Source organism: Litchfieldia alkalitelluris (assembly GCF_002019645.1).
GTDB classification, from domain to species: domain Bacteria; phylum Bacillota; class Bacilli; order Bacillales; family Bacillaceae_L; genus Litchfieldia; species Litchfieldia alkalitelluris.
In genome coordinates this window covers 3,133,926-3,154,811 of record NZ_KV917374.1, presented here as the reverse complement: position 1 = coordinate 3,154,811, position 20,886 = coordinate 3,133,926, and the positions used below count along the sequence as shown (strand labels likewise).

16 protein-coding genes are annotated in these 20,886 nt (G+C 35.6%); 3 read left to right on the top strand and 13 right to left on the bottom strand.

Features of this window, described 5'->3' with window-relative positions; genetic code table 11:
* The first annotated feature begins 100 nt into the window (after positions 1 to 100).
* Together BK579_RS14665 and BK579_RS14660 are read left to right on the top strand one after the other, a co-directional pair.
* Positions 101 to 1,093: a glutathione S-transferase family protein gene (locus BK579_RS14665; protein WP_078546683.1), complete on the top strand. Its 993-nt coding sequence runs from the start codon at positions 101 to 103 to the stop codon at positions 1,091 to 1,093.
* Between the two features lie 10 nt (positions 1,094 to 1,103).
* A complete protein-coding gene (locus tag BK579_RS14660) occupies positions 1,104 to 1,610 on the top strand; it encodes a GNAT family N-acetyltransferase (RefSeq protein WP_078546681.1) in 507 nt (168 codons plus the stop codon).
* A 57-nt stretch (positions 1,611 to 1,667) separates the two neighbouring features.
* Here the strand turns inward: BK579_RS14660 and BK579_RS14655 are convergent, their stop codons facing one another.
* The 12 genes from BK579_RS14655 to pepF form a co-directional block, all read right to left on the bottom strand.
* Positions 1,668 to 2,726: a C40 family peptidase gene (locus tag BK579_RS14655; RefSeq protein ID WP_078546679.1), complete on the bottom strand. Its 1,059-nt coding sequence runs from the start codon at positions 2,724 to 2,726 to the stop codon at positions 1,668 to 1,670.
* A gap of 410 nt (positions 2,727 to 3,136) precedes the next feature.
* Positions 3,137 to 3,802, bottom strand: coding sequence for a beta-phosphoglucomutase (pgmB, locus tag BK579_RS14650; protein ID WP_078546677.1), 666 nt, complete (start codon positions 3,800 to 3,802; stop codon positions 3,137 to 3,139).
* A 21-nt stretch (positions 3,803 to 3,823) separates the two neighbouring features.
* Entirely contained in the window at positions 3,824 to 6,118 is a 2,295-nt protein-coding gene (locus BK579_RS14645) for a glycoside hydrolase family 65 protein (protein WP_078546676.1), read from the bottom strand.
* Positions 6,119 to 6,189: 71 nt separating this feature from the next.
* Positions 6,190 to 7,269: a carbohydrate ABC transporter permease gene (locus BK579_RS14640; protein ID WP_078546674.1), complete on the bottom strand. Its 1,080-nt coding sequence runs from the start codon at positions 7,267 to 7,269 to the stop codon at positions 6,190 to 6,192.
* Positions 7,270 to 8,358, bottom strand: coding sequence for a carbohydrate ABC transporter permease (locus BK579_RS14635; RefSeq protein WP_078546672.1), 1,089 nt, complete (start codon positions 8,356 to 8,358; stop codon positions 7,270 to 7,272).
* Positions 8,359 to 8,559: 201 nt separating this feature from the next.
* Positions 8,560 to 9,936: an ABC transporter substrate-binding protein gene (locus BK579_RS14630; protein WP_078546670.1), complete on the bottom strand. Its 1,377-nt coding sequence runs from the start codon at positions 9,934 to 9,936 to the stop codon at positions 8,560 to 8,562.
* Positions 9,937 to 10,276: 340 nt separating this feature from the next.
* Positions 10,277 to 10,990 carry a glucosaminidase domain-containing protein gene (locus BK579_RS14625; RefSeq protein ID WP_078546668.1) on the bottom strand — a complete coding sequence of 238 codons (714 nt, stop codon included), beginning with the start codon at positions 10,988 to 10,990 and terminating at the stop codon, positions 10,277 to 10,279.
* 214 nt (positions 10,991 to 11,204) lie between these two features.
* Positions 11,205 to 13,163 (bottom strand): GTP-binding protein, encoded by a 1,959-nt coding sequence (locus tag BK579_RS14620; RefSeq protein WP_078546666.1) that lies wholly within the window; start codon positions 13,161 to 13,163, stop codon positions 11,205 to 11,207.
* Between the two features lie 22 nt (positions 13,164 to 13,185).
* The gene (gene ybaK / locus BK579_RS14615; protein ID WP_078546664.1) at positions 13,186 to 13,650 is read right to left on the bottom strand and encodes a Cys-tRNA(Pro) deacylase; all 465 of its coding nucleotides are present in this window, start codon (positions 13,648 to 13,650) and stop codon (positions 13,186 to 13,188) included.
* A 39-nt stretch (positions 13,651 to 13,689) separates the two neighbouring features.
* Positions 13,690 to 14,586, bottom strand: a complete 897-nt coding sequence (locus tag BK579_RS14610) for a carbohydrate kinase family protein (RefSeq protein WP_169891152.1) — start codon at positions 14,584 to 14,586, stop codon at positions 13,690 to 13,692.
* Between the two features lie 382 nt (positions 14,587 to 14,968).
* On the bottom strand, positions 14,969 to 16,789 hold the full coding sequence (locus BK579_RS14605) for a M3 family metallopeptidase (RefSeq protein ID WP_078546661.1): 1,821 nt from the start codon (positions 16,787 to 16,789) through the stop codon (positions 14,969 to 14,971).
* Positions 16,790 to 17,016: 227 nt separating this feature from the next.
* The gene (gene pepF, locus BK579_RS14600; protein ID WP_078546659.1) at positions 17,017 to 18,804 is read right to left on the bottom strand and encodes an oligoendopeptidase F; all 1,788 of its coding nucleotides are present in this window, start codon (positions 18,802 to 18,804) and stop codon (positions 17,017 to 17,019) included.
* Between the two features lie 286 nt (positions 18,805 to 19,090).
* Between pepF and BK579_RS14595 the strand changes: the two genes are divergently transcribed.
* Positions 19,091 to 19,840, top strand: a complete 750-nt coding sequence (locus BK579_RS14595; RefSeq protein WP_078546657.1) for a hypothetical protein — start codon at positions 19,091 to 19,093, stop codon at positions 19,838 to 19,840.
* A 375-nt stretch (positions 19,841 to 20,215) separates the two neighbouring features.
* Here the strand turns inward: BK579_RS14595 and BK579_RS14590 are convergent, their stop codons facing one another.
* Entirely contained in the window at positions 20,216 to 20,875 is a 660-nt protein-coding gene (locus BK579_RS14590; protein WP_078546655.1) for a CPBP family intramembrane glutamic endopeptidase, read from the bottom strand.
* Between the last annotated feature and the right edge of the window lie 11 nt (positions 20,876 to 20,886).

Here is a 20,886-nt window from a genome sequence, read left to right as displayed (position 1 = left end):
TAGATTAGGACTAAATAATAAAATACGTTACAAGTCCACTTTTCTCTGAAAATTCAATTTCATCTTGTAACATAAAAAATATAGTCAGAAGGTGCTATAATTGACACAAAATGAACAAACAAAAGAACACAGCAATGATGGATCGTTCAAGCGTCAAACCAATCGATTCATAACTCCGTTTGGTGATAATCCGGGAGAATTACCAATTGAAGCGGGTCGTTATCGTTTATTGTGGTCACAAGCCTGCCCATGGGCTCATCGTTCTGTAATCGTTCGGAGTGTCCTAGGTTTAGAGAATGTTATCAGTTTAGGTACAGCAAGTCCAATACGTCCACATCTTCCCCATGTAGATTGGGAGTTTTCTCTGGATGAAAAAGGCGTAGATCCTGTTCTAGGTATTCGCTATATGAGTGAAATTTATAAGAAAACTGATCCAAAGTATTCTGGTCGACCAACAGTTCCGTTGTTTGTCGATGTTCAGAAATTTGAAGCGGTTAATAATGATTATTTCAAACTAACCAATTACTTAGAAACAACTTGGGAACCTTTTCATGGAGAAAACGCACCTGTACTTTATCCAGAAAGTTTACGAAATCAGATTGACGCCCTAAATGATGTTATTTTTCATGAAGTAAATAATGGGGTTTATAAATGTGGGTTTGCTAAATCCCAGGAAGCTTATAAGTCTGCTTTTGATACATTGTTTGCTAGATTAGATAAGTTTGAAGAGCACTTATCAAAGCAACGATTTTTATTTGGTGATTTTATAACTGATTCCGATGTTCGCCTTTATGTGACCTTGGTTCGATTTGATGTGGCTTATTATAATGGTTTTAATGCGAATCGGAATTTAATAAGTGAATTTCCTAATCTTTGGGGCTATGTTCGAGATTTATACCAAACACCAGGATTTGGCGATACAACAGATTTTGATGCGATTAAGAAACACTATCATACGTCGATAACAATTGATCCTGATAATACTTCGGTTAAAATTCTTCCAAAAGGACCAGATTTATCTGGCTGGACTAAAGAACACAACCGACAATTAGTTAGTGGTAAAGATGAAAAATACTTAAGAAAATTAGTGTAGGTGTTAAACCATGTTGAATATACGCAATGCGTTAAAAGAAGAAGTCGCATTTATTCGTGAACAAAGAGTGCTCGCATATAGCGAACATGTAAAGTCTATCCCATTAGATCATTGGAATGCCCTAAAAAGTAGCTTATCATCTGATGCAGATAGCCAACCTGGTGTGGAATTAATAGTGGCTGAACTTAATGGAGAAATTGTAGGAAGTGTTGCCTTATTCCCTGCAAAGACAGATGCTTATGAGGGGTTGGTAGAAGAGTTAGATTATCCTGAAATCCGAGTTCTTGCAGTAAGTCCAAAAGCACGAGGTAAAGGCATAGCGTCAAGATTAATCACAGAATGTATTGAACGATCGCAAGCAAAAGGCTTTGATTCAATTGGATTACATACTGGTGATTTTATGGAAGATGCCATGAAACTTTATAAGCGAATGGGTTTTCAAAGATTGCCACAACATGATTTTGAGCCTGCTAATGATGGAATTATTGTTAAAGCATTTCGACTTCATATCAAATAAGCAGCAAGCAAGGAGATATGAAGATTCCTATCTCCTGCTTTTTTTATTTTTTTCACCCTATTGAATAACTCTTTTTGAAAATAAGTAGTTTTTTCCCCAATAAGGATTATTTAAGACATTTTCTGTAATTGAAACTCCTTTGGATGAAGAAGCATGAATCATACTTCCATCCCCCATGTAAATTCCAACATGCCCGATTCTACCATCAGAATATAAATCGGAATTAGTAAAGAACATTAAGTCCCCTGCTTTTAATTCCTTAACATAAGTACCTTTACTTGCTTGGTCTCTAGACACTCGGGGAATCGTAATACCATTCTGTTGAAAAACAAGCTGTGTAAATGAAGAACAATCAAAGAGCTTGGGTGCATCTGCAAGAGTAGCTCCAAACTTATATCCAGCACCAATATATTTTTTAGCTTGATTAAGAACTCCTTGTCTTTGATTTTTAAGTTTTGTGTGATGATCATTAGGTACAGGCTCTTTTTCTCGGATAGGCTCTAACTCATGTGTTTTCTCTCTGCCAGGTATATTTAATACTTGACCAATAAGAATTAGGTTTGTGCTTAGATTATTTGCGGCCTTTAGTTCTTGGACAGTAGTATGATGTGCTCTTGAGATTGTCCATAAGGTATCGCCACGTTGAACAACATATTTCCTAGCAGGCTTTTGGATTTGTACAGATCCATTTTCTTGTTTGAAATAAATGTAGACATTAAATAATGCACCTGCTGCATTCATGGATACAAATGCGGTATTATTACTCCACTTAGGAGGTTCAATATTAATGTATTCATTACTTTTCTTAGCTCTTGTTCCACCCATAGTCATCCGGACTGTTGTAGAACCGTCTGTTATTTGATATGTTCCTGTTCCTTGTTCGTATTTGATATTATTGTAGCCTAGAATCTTCGATAGTTGGACAAACGGAAGATAGTACTTTCCATTGATAATAATAGGGTTAATCCCGTCTACAATTTTCCCATTTATCGCGATTCCTGCAGTAGGAACTTTTTGCACTTGTGCATGTGCCTGTAGTCCTCCCCCTAAAGAAAGGGTAAAGATTAAAATAGCGATAATTGCAGATCGTAGTGACTTGAATTTATTATTTTTCATAGCAATTCTCCCTTTTAATATTCTCAGGTCTATCCTACCTATTTTCTGTAAAGTGGATTTTTTTATACTGTTCCATATATTGGGGAGATCTACCCTTAAAATAACTAGGTTGGAGAGTACCATGAGCTGCGATCCACTTGCTTTCCGCGGGGTGGTCCGTGAGCCTCCTCGTCGCAGGGGCGGGCTCTGAGCGGGATCTCACGAGACCACTGGTTCCCGCAGTGCAGGAGTCAGGTGGTTCTTCGCTCATTCCACACGCATGAACAATATTTTATTCTTCATGGTGCGATTATTTAACAGCGTATCTACACACAAAGAGGAATCCTCTTATAAGAATTCCTCTTTTGTATTTAATTTATTGAACTACGTAATCAAATGTAAGTACCGTCTTAATCTACTCACAACTAATATCATTTTTTTGAAAATGACTCTCGAATTTCATCAAATGATAATCCACTGGTATCTCTATAAACAAGGTCTGCTCTTTGAAAGTCTGGGCCAATAGCGACAGCAAACATACCTGCATCTTTTATTGCGTCGACTCCTGCTAGTGCATCTTCTACTCCAATACAATAACTAGGATCTACTTCAAGTTGGCTCGCTGCTGTTAAAAATATTTCTGGATCAGGTTTTCCTCTTTTGATCTTTGAAACGTCAACAATAATATCAAACATATCCTTAAGCTCTAGTGAGTCAAGGACCATGACAGCATTTTTACTTGCTGATGCCAGGGCAAGCTTTAAGTTTTCATGTTTAATACGTTTTAGTAGTTCTTCTATTCCAGGGAGAATATCCTTTGGTGATATTTTCTGAATAAGCTCGACATAGTGCTCATTCTTCTTCGTTGCTAATTGTTCTTTTTCTTCATCAGAATAAACATTTGCTTTTCCACCAATTTGGAGAATCTTCTCGAGAGATTCCATTCGAGAGATTCCCTTTAATTCTTCATTTGATTCACGGGTAAATTCAATCCCTAAATCCTCTGCGAGGGCTTTCCAAGCCATAAAATGATACTCAGCTGTATCTGTAATCACTCCATCTAAATCAAAGATGAATGCCTGAAGTTGTTTACTCATTAGGCAGGCCTCCAGTAATTTCTAAAGTTTCTTTTTTTTCAAAGTTTCAGTTTTTCTTTCGTTCTGCTTTAAAGTTATTTGTTTCCCATATATTCTTACATCTAGTTTCGAACCTTCTTCTAGAGAAAGATGAATTTGATTAGATTCTACTTCCACGTTTACTTGGTTGTCTAAGTATTTTATCTTAAATGAATAATTGTTCCAATGAAGTGGTAGAGCTGGAGCTAGTGATAACCCTGTTTCTTTCAGTCTTACACCACCAAAACCATAGATGATGGACATCCACGTGCCACCCATATTTGCTAAGTGCAATCCGTCCTTTGTATTTCCATGTGTATTATCTAAGTCAAGTCTAGCAGATTCAATAAAATACTCATATGCTTTATCCTCATATCCAACTTTTGAGGCCATAATGCTAAAAATAGCAGATGACAGAGATGAATCGTGAGTTGTTACTTTTTCATAGTAATCATAGGAATTTTTAATTGTATTCAAGTCCTGCTCATCTTCTAAAAGGAAATGTGCTAATACGGTATCAGCCTGCTTGCAAACTTGGTACCTATATAGGGTTAAAGGGTGATAATGAAGCAATAAAGGATAATGATCTTCAGGTGTATTTTCAAAATCCCAAACAGCTTTTTTTAGGAACGAATCATCTTGTGGATTTATCTCCAATTTTTCATCATATGGCAAATACATACTTTCGGCTGCTTTTCTCCATTCACCTACTTCAACGAAGTCTATTCGGAGTTGTTGTGTTAACGTTTCTAGTCGTGTATTATCCACTTCTTTTAATAGACGATAAGCTTCATAAGCCCACTTTAGATTATGCTTAGCCATACTGTTCGTATAATAATTATTGTTAACCAAACATGTATATTCATCAGGACCCGTTACATCATCAATTCGAAATTGTTCTTCATAAAAATGCCCAGTGTCCATCCATAACCGAGCCGTTTCGAAAAGAACCTCTGCACCGTACTCTTTCATGAATTCAGTATCATTCGTGGCAAGGTAATATTGAATAAAACTATAAGCAATATCTGCACTAATATGGTATTGAGCTGTACCTGCTGGGAAAAAGGAAGAACATTCTGAACCTGAGATGGTTCTCCATGGAAAGAGTGCTCCTTTAGAGTGTCCCATTTCTCTTGCTCGCCTTCTGGCATCATCTAAAATTGTGAATCTGTAAATCAGAAGTTGCCGTGCAATGTCAGGCTTTGTCATTAAGAATACTGGGAACATATAAATCTCTGTATCCCAGAAATAATGACCCTCATACCCTTCACCAGAAAGTCCTTTGGCTGCAATATTACTGACTTGATCTCTTCCTGCAGATTGAAGAAGCTGATATAAATTAAAGCGAATTCCTTCTTGTAACTCGGCCACGCCACCAATTTTGATATCAGCAGCATACCAAAATTCATCTAAATATTGCTTTTGCTCTTCCAATAATTGAGTAAAGCTATATGTATCAACCTGATGCTGAAATTGAATTCCTTTATTTATTAAGTCATCTTGATGTCTCAGCGTATCTACATAAATATTGTATTTTGTAATTTCAATTGTTTTATTTAACTCAAAAGTTAAAGTTGACTGAACCCCAGATTGGGTCTCTTCTATCTTTTCGGTGCCCTCGTTGCTATACTTATGAGTGGTAACACAAGCAGTTTCTAATTCAGAGGTATGTGTTTTATTTAACACATAACCAAATTGATCTGCTTTCCCTTTTCTTTCGAGTCTAAGAAGTTTTGCATGTCCAGCTGCCACCCTTGGGTCATTTGCGTTCACATAATTTGAAACATCACCGTTGATGGAGGAAATTATTTTAACCTTCCCTGTAAAATTAACGGGTTCTATTTGTATGTTAATGGCGAATAATTCCTTCTGAACAAAAGATACAAGTCTTCTGAAGCGAACTTTTACTTCTTTGCCTAGTGGTGATTTATAATGAATGATTCGTTCTGAGTAACCTTTATCCAAATATAGATAACGTTCATATGAAAGAATTTCACCTTCAAATAATGAAAATCTCTCTTCTTCACCACCTAGAAAAATTTCCATTGATTGAGCATCAATGATGTTGACAATTTTCTGTTGTGTTTCAGGAAAGGCATATAGTTTTTCACCATAATCAATTTTCGTAATATCATGGAAGGCATTAATATATGTACCTCTAATAGACGTCATTTCCTTAGTATATCCTTCTTCAAAATTACCACGAACACCAAGGTAGCCATTTGCTAACGAAAAGAGGCTTTCAGCGTTTAGTAGCTCTTGTTGCGATAAATCATTACGTCCTATAACCCATGTCATATAATCACTCCTTAGAAAATGGTGTAAAGACCAATGATAAATCACTAGTCTTTACAAGGCTAAATGTGTATTTATCCTTTCACCGATCCTCCTAATAAACCTCTAACAAAGAAACGTTGTAGTAAGAAGAACACAGATAAAGGCATAATCATTGAAACGAAGGCAGCAGAGGTTAGTAAATGCCAATCATTTCCTCTAGATCCAACCATATCTGCTATTCTCATTGATAATACTTGTACGTCTGGTTGACCACCAAGGAAAACAAGTGCAACTAGATAATCATTCCAAACCCATAGAAATTGAAAAATACCAATCGACGCTAATGCAGGAACGGAAAGTGGTAAAATCAATTTTGTGAAAATCGTAAAGTTACTCGCCCCATCAATAAAGGCTGATTCAAAAATATCCTTAGGTAATTGACTGATATAATTAAATAAAAAATAAGTTGTTAAAGGTAAACCAAAGGTTGCATGTGCTAACCATATCCCTAAAAAAGTACCATTTAATCCAAGCGAAGTGTAATCCTTAAGTATTGGAATTAAAGCCACTTGTAAAGGAACAACAAGTAAGGCAATTACGATAACAAAAATACTTTTCCGACCAATGAAATTTAACCAAGCAAATGCATATGCAGCAAACGTAGCAATCAACAATGGAATAATTGTTGCCGGAATTGAAACAGTTAATGTATTTAAAAACGATCGGGATAAATTGCTTCCCTTCTCTGTTCTGGTGGTACCATCAGGCATTGTAATAATATACTCTTTACCACCTAAAACCGCTTGATAGTTCTCCAATGTGAAATTCGCGTTTGAATTCCATTGTTTTGTCTGAACATCAAGCAACCTTGCACGTCTATTCCGCCAAATTAATCGTGTATTGTCAACCACTACACCTTCGGTTAATTGGTCATTTGTATATGTCTGTCCATTTACCTTGATTGGTGCACTTAAATCAGTATCTGGATCTAATGATAACTGATCTTCTGTTACCCAAGCACGATGTGGAAAGACCGTCCACCACCCGGTATCCAATATGTCACTAGCTGGTCGGAATGAGGAGATAAAAAGGCCGGCAGTTGGAATTAGCCATATTAAACAAATAAGCGCTAGAACTAAGTTAACCATCCACTTTGAATTCTTTTTATTCATTTAAAACCCTCCTTGTTTACGAAATTGCCTTAAATTCAAAATAATCACAGGGATAACAGCAATTAGTAGAACAATCGCAAGGGTTGAGCCGTATCCGAAATTTCGATACATAAAAAATTGGCGATAAAACTGTGTGGCAACTACATCAGTCTCATATTGCCCTCCTGTCATTACCATAATGATGTCAAATATCTTAAGGGTAAAAACAATAATTGTTGTTGAAACAGAAATAATGGTTCCCATCATATATGGAATAATGATCTTAAAGAAAATAGTAAATTCATTGGCACCATCTATTCTTGCAGCTTCGAGCAGCTCAGCAGGAATTCCTTTTAGTGCTGCAGAAAACAAGACCATCGCAAATCCAGTTTGCATCCATATGAGAATAATAATTAAAAACAAGTTATTCCACGGCTGAAGCATGCTTGTCCATGCCTGTGGTGATCCTCCTAATGCGACAACTATTGCATTTAATAAACCAATCTGTTCGTCACCTGGTTGGTAAAAATAAATGAATTTCCAAATTACACCAGCTGCTACCATTGAAATAGCCATAGGCATAAAGATGATTGCTTTTGCAGTCTTTTCAAAATTGCTTCGGTCCGCCAAAACAGCAATAAGAAGACCGAACACGATACAAGCGGTTGCTCCGAACACAACCCACATTAAATTATTTCGTAGAGCTGTTATAAGTAAACGATCTGTAAAGACAGCAATATAATTTGAAATTCCAACAAAATTTGTTGAATTTGGACCGAATAAACTTAAATAAAATGTCCTTAAAGTTGGTAGAAATAATAACCAACCTAACAAAAGAACAGCAGGCCCAACAAAGATATAAGGTTGAATTCTGGCTCGGATTTTGGTTGGGTATTTTTCTACAACCCAGTTGAGGGTGAAATAAATGGAATATACACCAAAAACCCCCCATATGATTGCTAATATTGCATACAGAGCCGGATTTAATGGTGTATCTCTCAAAAAGATGAATATTAAGGAATGAACAATGAGATTACCTACAAATACCAAAAGTGAAATGAGAGCTAATTTAGGTATGGAGGTAGTTTCTTGCTTATTTAATGCTTCCATGAAAATTCCCCCTTTTAGGCTCTTTCAATTAATATGGTGTTAAATTTCTTTGTGGAAAATAAAAAGTAATTTTGATTCTAATTAAAAAAGCTGTCCCATGTAGCCCCAAGTACTAATTGAGTTAGTTCATATACTAACTTGAGCACGAGGAACAATGGGACAGCCTCTTAGGGGTTTATATCGCTTTTTTATTAAATTTAACTATTTATTAAAACCTGCTTCCATCTCTTCCAATGCTTGTTCAAGATCTACTGCCCCACTTACATAATCAGTCATACCTTTCCAAAACGTTCCAGCTCCCACAGAACCAGGCATTAAATCTGAACCATCAAATCTTAATGTCTCAGCTTCTTGAACAAATTCAGCCATACGACGTTCAACATCTGTTGTGTACCACTCAGGATCTGCATCATTCATTGGTGCAACTACTCCACCAGATTGAATCCAAGATTTAATTGATTCACCTGTTGTAAAGAACTCCATCACCGCACGAACTTCTGGTCGATCATTGAACATTGCATAAATATCACCAGCAACTAAAGCAGGTGTCCCATACTGCTCATCAATTGATGGCAAAGCAAACCAGTCATAATCTTCTCCAGGAACAGATCCTTCAGGGAAAAAGCTTGTTATAAAACTGCCTTGACGATGGAACCAAGCTTTTGGAGGATCACTGAACATCGGATTTGGTGAATCACCAAAAGCGGTTGTAACAATTGCATTTCTTCCACCATATACAAAGTCTTCGTTAAACCAGATATCAGACATTCTTTCAACAGCTGTTCGTACTTCGTCCGAAGTGAAAGGCAGTTCTCCAGCAACCCATTTATCATAGTTCTCTGGTGAAGTCGTACGAAGCATAATGTCTTCTACCCAGTCAGTAGCAACCCAACCAGTAGCTGCTCCACTTTCAATTCCAATTGCCCAAGGACTATCCCCATCTTTGACAATTTGTTCCGATAAAGCTATTAACTCATCCCATGTAGTAGGAACTTCATAGCCTGCTGCTTCGAATTCTCGCTTTGGATACCAGACTAGACTTTTTACATTACTACGATTCCAAATCCCAGCCATAATATCTCCTTCAGGCCCCTGCATTGAAGCCATATCAAGCCAGCTTTGGTTGTAGTTGTTTTGTAAATATTCCATGTCCATGAAAGTACTCACGTCAATAACTCGCCCTTGATTTGCGAACGTTGCTAACAACCCGGGTTGTGGAAAGTCAGCGATGTCAGGCGGATTCCCACCCTCAACACGAATTGAAATAGTAGCTTCAAATTCTTTTGATCCTTCATATTGAATATCAATTCCTGTTGTTTCTTCAAACTCTTTAATACTTTCTTCAAATTTGACTTGGTCAGCATCAGTGAAAGGCCCAAACATAGTAACCTTTGTTCCGTCGTACTCACCAGCATATGCTCTTTCTAATGGTGTACCTGTACCTTCAGTGGCTGTATCGCCTTCACCACCGGTAGTATCTGGTTCGGCTTCATCTCCACCACCACAAGCAGTTAAAACAAGAGATAACACCATAAGAAAAGCAGTAAATGATAGCATTTTTCTTTTTAGTTTGCTCATAAAAATTTACCTCCTAAACATTGTGTTATGTATTTTTTGAGAAACAATCTTTTCCTTTCTTCAAAAACTATTGTTTCTCAAACTCAACTACTTATACTAAAATCTTTTCCAAATTGGGAAAATAATATTTTAGGGTTAACGTACATAGATAAATTTTAATAATAAAAAAAGATGCGGAATTTTTCCACATCTTCATTACTGGATAGCTCATATTTATTGTCTTCTCGTTTTTTCTTTTTGTTTGTTTCAATTCGTAGTATTTCAAAGATTTCTAACCCTAGAATAACGTAGGTGAACTCGCGGGATATCGTGTAGCGTTTTATTTTTAAGTAAAATTCTATTAACCTAAGTCATTTCGTATATCTTTCATAATAGCTACAATATTTTCAGTCCAATAATGATTAAGACCTGATTGATCATTTAATGCATTTGAAGGAGCGTATTTTTCTTGTATCCCAGAAATAGTTTTGGTCCCATTCTCTAAGTAGGAGCTTTTTAAGTAAGCTGCCTTAAAATGAATGCTATCTTCAATAGAGTTAAACTTCTGCCATTTTGTTCCGCCGTCGATTGTTTCACCGCAACCTGGGTTTTGATATTGTTCTCCAAAAATTTCTTCATAATTATGTGGCATACATGTGATCCCACCAACATTATTCCATGGAGATGCCATCAGCGTAGACTCTCCCCACCCTGTTTCTTGAGCAGCTAAAGCTACAAGAAAGACAGGATCTATTCCATACTCTTTACCTGCTTTAATAAACTCATGACCTAATCCTTGTAATTCTCCCTTTAATACTTCATTTAATTCATCTGCTGAAAGAGAGATAGATGAACTTTTTTTACTTATTAAAGAATCTTCTGATGCAATTTGTTCTTGAAGTGTAATAAGCTGCTCTATTTCCCTTTGTTCTGTTTCTATTATTTCTTTTATATGATGATCATTCTGTTGTGTATTTGTGTTAATTATTAATGAAGAACTTTGTTTAAATAATAGAAAAATTGCTATTGCAGATATCAATATAAAGAAAATAGAGATTGGGTTTCTTATGTTCATCTTTTCCAACTCCTTCTCTCTTATTTTGTAGTCCCCATAGTAACAAATAATTGTGACAGTTTCATTACAATTTCAATACATAAAAGAAGATTGTAATTATAGAAAAATTAAAACCATTGGTATGAAAGGCATTGTACAAATCATTTATTACATCATATTGTATAATTTACCAAAAAAAGCCCTCTAGGGGCTTAATGTGGAATGTTCATTGAAGTTATAAACAATGCATTTTCTCTTCCGCTTCATTCCAAGGAACTGAATAGCCCTGTCCCTTTGAACAAAAGATCGATGAAGATGTATAGTCAGGATCAGCCTGTTTATTATAAGATTTGCTATCTATTACTTCCTCTTCATTATGACATTGATTATAACCTGAAAAGATCAAGGAAATAGAACCTTTACCTTGGGTAAGAGTTGCTAACTTATTGCTATAGTTCATAAATGTTGAAACAGGTACAGTACCAGTAAGTATCGCTTTATCTCCCTCTGTTACTGGAGGATTAAAATATCCATAAGCTTGTTGGATATCGGATAATACACGCCCCATCTGTTCGATGTTCACTTTAATCTTATATTGATAAAATGGTTCTAAAAGAGTATTCTCTGCTTTTTCCAGACCTTGTCTTAAAGCTCTAAAAGTAGCTTCTTGAAAATCACCACCTGAAGTATGTTTGTTATGAGCTCGTCCAGTTAATAATGTGATTTTTACATCTGTAAGGGAAGAGCCTGTCAAAATACCATGGTGTTCCCTTTCAAAAAGGTGTTGTTCAATTAATCTTTGATGACCGACAGACAGATCATCAGCATGGCAGCTATTCTCAAATAATATTCCACTATTTCGTTCTCCAGGTTCTAGCTGGAAATGAACCTCTGCATAATGTCCTAAAGGTTCGAAATGACCATACCCCTTTACTTGATTTGTAATTGTTTCTTTATAAAGAATTTCTGGAGTCTCAAATAGTACGGTTAGTTTAAATCTATCCTTTATAACCTGTTCTAAAACTTCTAGTTGAATATTACCCATTACATGAATATGTATCTCTTGAAATCGTTCATCCCATAATACATTTAATGATGGATCTTCTGCATCAAGCATTTTGAAAAATTGAAGAACTTCTTTTGGATTTACACCAGCTTCAAAAGTCACCTTTGATTTCAATGTTGGTACCATATCGTTTCCATTTTTATTTTTTTCCTGTAAAACACCTATCTTGTCACCTATTTTTGGATTCGATAATCCCATAACCGCAAAAAGTTCACCAGCACCAACTTGCTCGACAGTTTTGAATTTATTACCACTGTAGGTCCGAAGCCCAGTCACCTTTTCAGATTGATTGCTATCTTCATTACTAGTTGCAATTTCATCACGAACTTTTAAGGTTCCACTAAGTGATTTTACAAAAGTAATTTTTGTTCCATTTGATTCATGACGTATTTTGTATACTTGACCTGAAAAAGGTCCTTCACTGGAGTGATTTGTAATTGTAAAACAATCTAGTATCTCTATAAATCTGCCAATTCCAATATCATGTAACGCAGAGCCGGATATGAGAGGGAAGAAGTGACCATATAAAATCATCTTTTGGATGTTTTTTATCCATAATTTTTTATTATACTTTCCTTCAAGGTACGTATTTAAAAGGGTTTCATCGCGTTCGGCAACGAATTCAATTAATTCTTCATCTATTTCAAGATTAGTTTGAACTTGAGTCATATCATATACGTTAGTTGTTAAATTCCCTTGAATTTCTTTAATCACATTTTCTACGTTTGCACCAGTTCGGTCGGTTTTGTTAATAAAGAAAAAAGTAGGAATACGATGCTTTCTTAAAAGCTCCCATACCGTTTCTGTATGACCTTCAATTCCTTCTACTGCACTTATAATAATGACTGCGTAATCCATCACTTGTATTGCTCGTTCCATTTCTGGTGAAAAGTCGACATGGCCAGGGGTATCTATCAAAAAATAAGTTGATTCCTGATAGTAGAATGTACCTTGATCAGCAAATACCGTAATTCCTCGTTGTTTTTCAATTTCATGGCTATCAAGAAAAGCATTTTTATGGTCTACACGACCTCTATTTTTAATGCTCTTTGTATGATAGAGGAGTTGTTCAGAAAATGTTGTTTTACCAGCATCAACATGTGCTAATATACCAATAGTTTTATTCATCTTATCCTCTTTTTCCTTTTTCTTAAAAAAAGTAACCATTTGTTATATTTAATAAATCATTTACGTGGAGTTCAACTTGAAGCCCTATGCTACCGCCACTTACGATAATTTTAGATAATGATTTTGCATCCTCATCTATATAAGTTGTAAAGTTCTTCTTCATTCCAATGGGTGAGCAGCCACCTCGAATATAACCTGATACTTTAGTAATATCCTTAACAGGAATCATTTCTATTTTCTTTTCACCAGTTGTTTTTGCCGCTTTTTTTAAATCTAGCTCCTTCTCCACTGGAATAACAAAAACATAATATGCTTTAGTAGTTCCTTGAGATATCAGTGTTTTGTAAACACTTTTTGGATCTTTGTTAATCTTTCTAGCCACGGAAACTCCATCAATTTTTCCATCATCGGTCGGATAAGAAAACATCGAATAATCAATCTTTTCTTTATCCAAAATTCTGATTGCATTTGTTTTTAATTTTTTCATTGATATTCTCCCCCAATGGAAAATACACAGAATTCCATATTATAGTGAACCTAATTTCGTTGTAGCTAGTGCACCCTTTTCATTTGCAAATTGAAGAAAATCTTTAAATTGCTTATCAGAATTAGGTAATCCTTTTTCATGAAAGCAATATAAAAGGGCAGCTAAAAATGCATCTCCCGCTCCAGTTGTATCTACTACTTTCACATTTGTTCCCGGAACATATATCAGCTTGTGATTGTGAATACCGTATGCTCCTTCTCCACCAAGTGTAATAACTAGATACGGTACTTTCCATTCTGAGGCTATTCTTATTCCGTCTTCAACAGATTGTGTGTTTGTTAGAAACAATAGTTCATCTTCAGCTATCTTAACTAAATTCGCTTTCTTCACAAAAAATATGACAGTTTCTCTACAGATTTCTTCACTTTCCCATCGTTGTAAACGAATATTTGTATCAAATGCAATTAAATTATTACATTCTTTTGCGTAGTCGAGTGCTTTGTCTGTTGCCTTTCGGGCAGTTTCGTGAAAAAGTGTACCAGACCCAAAGTAAAAAATTTTTGCATTAGTAAATGGCTGAATGCTTAACTCATCTGCTGTTAACCATTCATCAGGTGTCTCATTTATGTATGAATGAAAATATCGGTCACCCTTATCATTTTGATTAACATAAACACAGCATATCTTTTTGATTGAGTTTTTCACACTAAACTCTATATCTACATTTTCGTTTTTAAGTTCATTTTTTACAAAAGTACTGTTTTCATCATTACCTATCTTGCAAATATAATAAGTAGGAAGACCGAATCTGCTTGCCCGTACCGCAACATTCACTGTGGCTCCGCCTAAAAATTTATGATATGTACTATTAGTCTGATTTTCGGAGTATAGATCAATAAATGGCTCTCCAAATGATATAATGCCTTGTTTATTCAAAACAGGTCCTCCTAGATGTTGAATAACTATTATTAACAATACCATTTTAAACTAATTTTTGATGATAGCAAACAAAGATTTATCAATACAAAACACTTGCCTTATAGTGAAAGCCAAGTGTTATTAGTTTGTAGAAATATAAAAGCAGTTTGTTTATCCGAGATAGAAATCCGCACAATGGAGAATGAAAATGTTGTTCACCTTACTGTGAAATGAGCGGAGAGCCACCTGACTCCTGCGGGATCTAGGGGTCTCGTGAGACCCCCGCAGGAGCTCAAAAAGCGACGAGGAGGCTCACGGACCGCCCCGCGGAAAGTAGGTGGATCGCAGCTCATGGAACTCACCAACCTAAGTTGTTTTTCAGGGTTGAAACCTATCAAAATTAAAAACTATCCTCTAACTCATCAACAATCTTGCCAACATAAGAAACAGCATCTGAAAATAACTCTGTTGTAGAAAGATCAAGCCCAGCCATCTTAAATAAATTTAACCCCTTCATTGCTCCCCCTTGTTTTAGAACCTCAGTCCATTGTAATCCAGCATCTAGCCCTTCTTCATGGATTCGCTTTGCAATAACAGTGGAAGCAGATAAACCAACCGAATAAGTGTATGGGTAAAGTCCCATATAATAATGAGGCTGCCTCATCCAAGTTAACTTAGCAGCTTCATCGATTTCGACAGTATCGCCCCAGAATTCAGATAAGATAGCTCCCTTCGTTTCACTAATTGATGAAGTTGTTAAAGGTGTTTTCGCTTCGGCCATTTTATATAATCGTCTCAATAACTCCGCCTCTAGTATATGTGTAACAAAATTATGATGGTAACTCATCATTAAATACATATTGAGCCAACGGTGCAGACGCGCATCATCTCGATTTTGTCGTAAATATTGAACAATTAAATGCTCAATCAATGTTGAAGGTGCTTCAACAAAAAACAGTGGCATTGAGTTATTAATAATCTTTTGATTCTCATGGGCTAAATGAAAATGAAGTGAATGTCCAAGCTCATGGCCAAGGAGAAGCATATCAAAAAGGTTTCCACCCCATGGATAAAAAGCATATCCATGTACACCGTGAACTCCACCACCAAAAGCGATCATATTTCTTCCAACATTATCACCACGATATACCCATCGCTCTTTAAAAGCTTTTTTCATCAATTCTTTGTATTCATCACCTAGGACACCAACAGCTTCAATGATAATTTCTCCTGCTTCTTCAAAACTTATTGGTGGATCAAAATTAGGGTCAAGTGGTGCTTTCACATCAGAGAATAATAGCTTCTCTAGTCCTAGCTGACGCTTTCGCAGTTTCGCATAGCGTTGCATATGTGGTGCTAACTCTAGACGGATCGTATCTAATATGTTTTCAAAATGCTGTGACGATATTCCATCGGCATCTAGGAAAAAGTTAGTTGGTGACGAGTGTTGAAGTAGCATGTCAAAGGTTGAATTGTAACCCCGTAGCTTAGCTAAAGTAACATTTTTTTGTATTTCGGTTGAGAGTGTTTTCGCAATGCCATGTTTGTATTGGTCCAGACCTTTAGATAATGAGTGATATGCATTCCTTCGTAAAACTGTATCTGGTGATGTCTCGATTTGAGTCATGTACATAAATAAAGAAACTGGAACATCTTTTCCATGTTTATTTTGCACCGATTCAAACTTCATATCAGATGATGTGATACTGTCATATATTCTTTCCGCCGAATTAATCGTTGAATCTAATGATGCTAATGCATCCTCCATTTCAGGTGACAATATATGTTTTCTTGCTTCTTCTATCTTAGAAAGAAATTTTTGATACTCTAATAGTTCTTTTTCTTCTTCACAATACTGTTCCATATTTTTAGCAGAAATGGATAAGAAGGCATTCATATAATTGGTCTTTACATTATTCGCCTTACTCATTAAAAATTGAATGCGTCCCATTCTTGTTTGATTTTGTTCATTTGTTCCATCTTCACTATATTTATAACGTGCATAACTATTAGTCAATTCCAATCTTTCTAAAAAATTTTCTAATTCTTTTACTGCTAATAAAACATCTGATGAAGATTTGAGCATTATCTCAAGTTCTAACCTTTGCTCTAAATCACTCTCTAAAGATAAAAAAGCTTCTTCCCAAAGCTCTTCAGATAAGAAGATATCTTCTAAATTCCAAGTTTCCTCTACTGGCACATTTTCCCGTGTAATTCCCATATGTACAACCCCTCCGAAACAGTGATTTTGAAAAAAGTAATTAATTTAAAATTTCGTCAAATCATTTAATATTCCTTCTTTTAAATCATTGTCCCCGAAAATTTCGGGTGAAGAAAAATTAATCCCGCTTCTTGTTGTGGCTACTGAACTAGAAGCGCAAGCCCAAAATTGTGTCGAATAAAAAAACTTGCAGAGATCACATCTCATGCAAGCTACTTTAACTATTCTTAAAGAGTTGAAAACTCTTTAACCAACTCTCTAAATTTATTTAAGGAACGATCAATAGGATCTGAAGTTGTTAAATCAACACCAGTCTTTTTCAATAAATCTAGTGGATAATCTGAGCTGCCGCTTTTTAAAAATTCAAGATAGGAAGTTAATGTTTCTTGTTCTCCCTCCAGAATCTTTGTTGCTAAATGGATCGCTGAAGCAAAGCCAGTTGCATACTTATATACATAGAAGGGACGGTAAAAGTGTGGAATTCTAGACCAACCATATTTAACTTCTTCATCAAAGACAATTGCGTCCCCATTATACTCTCTAAAAAGATTTTCATAAACTTCATTAAATACTTCCGCATTCAAAGGAATTCCTTTTTCGGCCATTTCGTGTGTTTTCATTTCAAACTCAGCAAACATTACCTGAGTAAAGAAAGTGCCCTTAAATTGGTCTATAAAATGGTTTAATAAATGTTTTCGAATTTCGGAATTACTCTCATTATTTAATAGGTAGTTAATTAGAAGCACTTCGTTAACAGTTGAAGCAACCTCAGCAACAAAAATACTGTATCTAGCAGAAATTTGTGGCTGATGCTGTGAGCTAAGTTTACTATGTACTCCGTGCCCACATTCATGTGCTAGGGTAAATAAACTATCTAGATCATCTTGATGATTAAGAAGGATAAAAGGGTGAACACCATATACCCCAAGATTGTAAGCACCAGAGCGTTTACCTGGGGTCTCACGAACATCTATATATCTTGCATCTTTAAACTCTTTCAATGTGTTAATATAATCCTCCCCAAGCGGAGCTAATGCTTTACACATAATGTTGTAGGCTTCGACATAAGAGATTTCTTGTTTTACTCCACTAACAAGTGGAACATTTAAATCATATTGGCGAAGTTCGTCTAACTGGAGTTTATCCTTTCGAATTTTTGTATATTCGTGCATCGCATCGATGTTGTTCTTTGTTGCTTTAATTAAGTTTTCGTAAACTTCCTTAGGAACGTTGTCACCGAATAAAGCTTTTTCTAGTGCGGAAGGATATTTCCTTATCCGTGCCATCGTTACATTGTTTTTAATTGCTGCTGAAAGTGTAGAAGCTATCGAGTTTTTTAAATGTAAGTAAGGTTGATAATATGCCTTGTAGGCTTCTTTGCGTTTTTCACGATCCTCATCTTCAATTAATTTAGAATACATGCCCCTTGTGAGTTCTACTTTTTCACCGTTTTCCTTTGTTACTTCCCCAAATTTTATATCTGCATTATTTATCATGCCATAGGTATTACTTGGTGCAGAAAGAGCTTCACCTAATTGTGACAGCACTTCTTCTTGCTCCTTACTTAATACATGAGCTTTATAACGAAAGGATTCTAGTAAATCTTCCTCAAAATACTTTAAACCATCCTCTGACTTAATATAGCTTTTTAATGTTTCTTCTTCTAAGCTCAATAAAAATGGCATAAAGAAAGATGTTGCAGCACTCACTTTTACACCTAAATGTTTTACCCGATCTAATAGTGCTTGTGATTTTGCTTCTCTTGTATCTTCATCAACACTAAGCATCGCATAGGCATATAGCTTGTTTAAATGAAAAGATAGTTCTTCTTGCTGTTTAAGGAATTGAAACAACGTTAAGCCATTTTTAATATTTCCGTCATACTCTTTTAGAGTATTAGTAAGTCTTTCTACTAAGTTATAATCTTCATCCCAATGAGTCCTGTCAGGATAAAGGTCTGTTAAGTTCCATTTTTCATGGATAGGTACTTCATTTCTAGTCGTATATGTTGTCATTTGAGCACTCCTCATGTAAAAAAATTGTTTTTTTTAAACCAACAAAGTTTACGAAAACAGCTTCTAAGAACAATAATACTAAATTCCTAGAAGAAAATCGCCTACAACACCTTAACCCATAGATCATAAAAAATATGACATAAAAGGAGGTCTTTTATTCAATTATATGAAATAAATGGTGTAAAATAATATCAACAGGCTAATCTCACAATATTTATCATGTGTTCTCTTAACAACTAGAGAAATAAACGATTTGAAAAGAGCCTATCTGAAAGGAAGTGTAAGCATGAGTCTAGGAAGAAACATCATTCCGCCTGAAGGACATTATGAGACATTTGAGGACGAAAACCATTTTACAGAAAAACTGAAAGAATGGGGATTAACATCTAAAAAACAATTTTTCTATAAAAGTCGTACAAGCCAACACCTAGTTACTATTAAGGGATATGAGGTGTATGGTAATACAGCGGAATTTAATACGATTATAATCGAATTTGATGATGGGAGCTTAAGCACTATCCATCCAGCTTATCTAAAGGAGATGCAAGCATCGAGTTTCGGTAAAACTCTTATTTCTGATATTGGTGATCCTTCAAATACCCCTATCGCAGAGACACCTAAAACGAAAGAGAAAAAAGAAGAACTAGTTTCTATAGATGAAAAACCAAAAGAAGTAAAAAAGGATAAAAAAGAAAAGGCTCCAAAGTTAGAATTACCTGAAGAAAAGGTACATTTTACAGCAGAAGTGAAGCAGTTTGCCTTAAGTTGGAACCACTTTAATGAGGAGCATGATGAGGTTGTTGTCCTGAAAGATGTAATTATTCATCAAGAGGAATCGCTTGAGGTTGGACTAGCATGGTGTGCTCATTCAAAAACCCTTAAGAAATTTGAATTGGCTGTTGGTGACAGCCTTGAATTTGACGGGAAAATTGTTAAAAAGAAACTGCCTAAGGGCAAAGATGTGGAGGAAGAATTTATTATTAATGACCCTGTGCCATATAAAGTCAATAATCCTTCTAAAATTAAGAAAAGCTAAAGAATTGTTTCTTTAGCTTTTTTGTATATGTAATAAAATTTAAACAATGTTTTGGTTTGTGTCTACTCTGAAAATACCTAGGTTAGTGAGTTGCTTTCGCTGCGATCCACCTGCTTTCCGCGGGGCGGTCCGTGAGCCTCCTCGTCGCTTTTAACCACCTGCGGGGTCTCACGAGACCGCTAAATCCCGCAGGAGTCAGGTGGCTCTTCGCTCAATCAACCCTAGGTGGGTACGCATTTTCATCCTTCATGGTGCAAATCATTCGCATAAAGGTCTACCTTTGAAAATACTTCGGTTGTCGAGTTCCACTCGCTCATTCCACACTATAGAAGACATTTTTCATACTTCATTGTGCGAATTAATTAGCATGGATGTCTACCTAATAATAAACCAATACACACACATAATGCCTAAATCTGCAAGTATATGACTAATGATTGGTGTAAGAAGAGTACCTGTTTTTTCACGTATCCATCCCCAGAATACACCTGCAACAAATACAGGTAAAACTGCTACTACATTAAGTGGCCACTGAAACATGGGAATCACTGAAAGAAAATGATAGAGGGTGTAAAAAAAGGATGTAATGAGGATAACGTGGCCAGTTTTTATCTTTTTTATTAGTAATTCTTGATGTATAAAACCCCTCCAATAGTTTTCTTCTAGAATGGGATTTAACACCAGTAAAACAAATATCAATCCATATATCGCTTTCCCAGTAAATCCCCAATCTTTTAAGATTCCCTGTACGTACACAATATCCAAGAAATAATCGTGTAACCAAAACAATCCACCAAAAATAAAAACAAAAAAGATAGTTCCACTCAGGGCTCCAATAAATAAAGAGTTCCATATCTTATCACGCGTTATCATAGTAGTTTTACGCAAAAACCCTTTGTTTTTTCTTTTATATAAAATTGGAATGAGTATTAACCAGCCATAAAACATTAAAAATGTAATGGGCACACTACCAAAAAAATGTAACCCAATTAAAATCATTATCGTTGGTCCGAGCAAATTAAGCAAAAGTTTCATATACTTGTCCT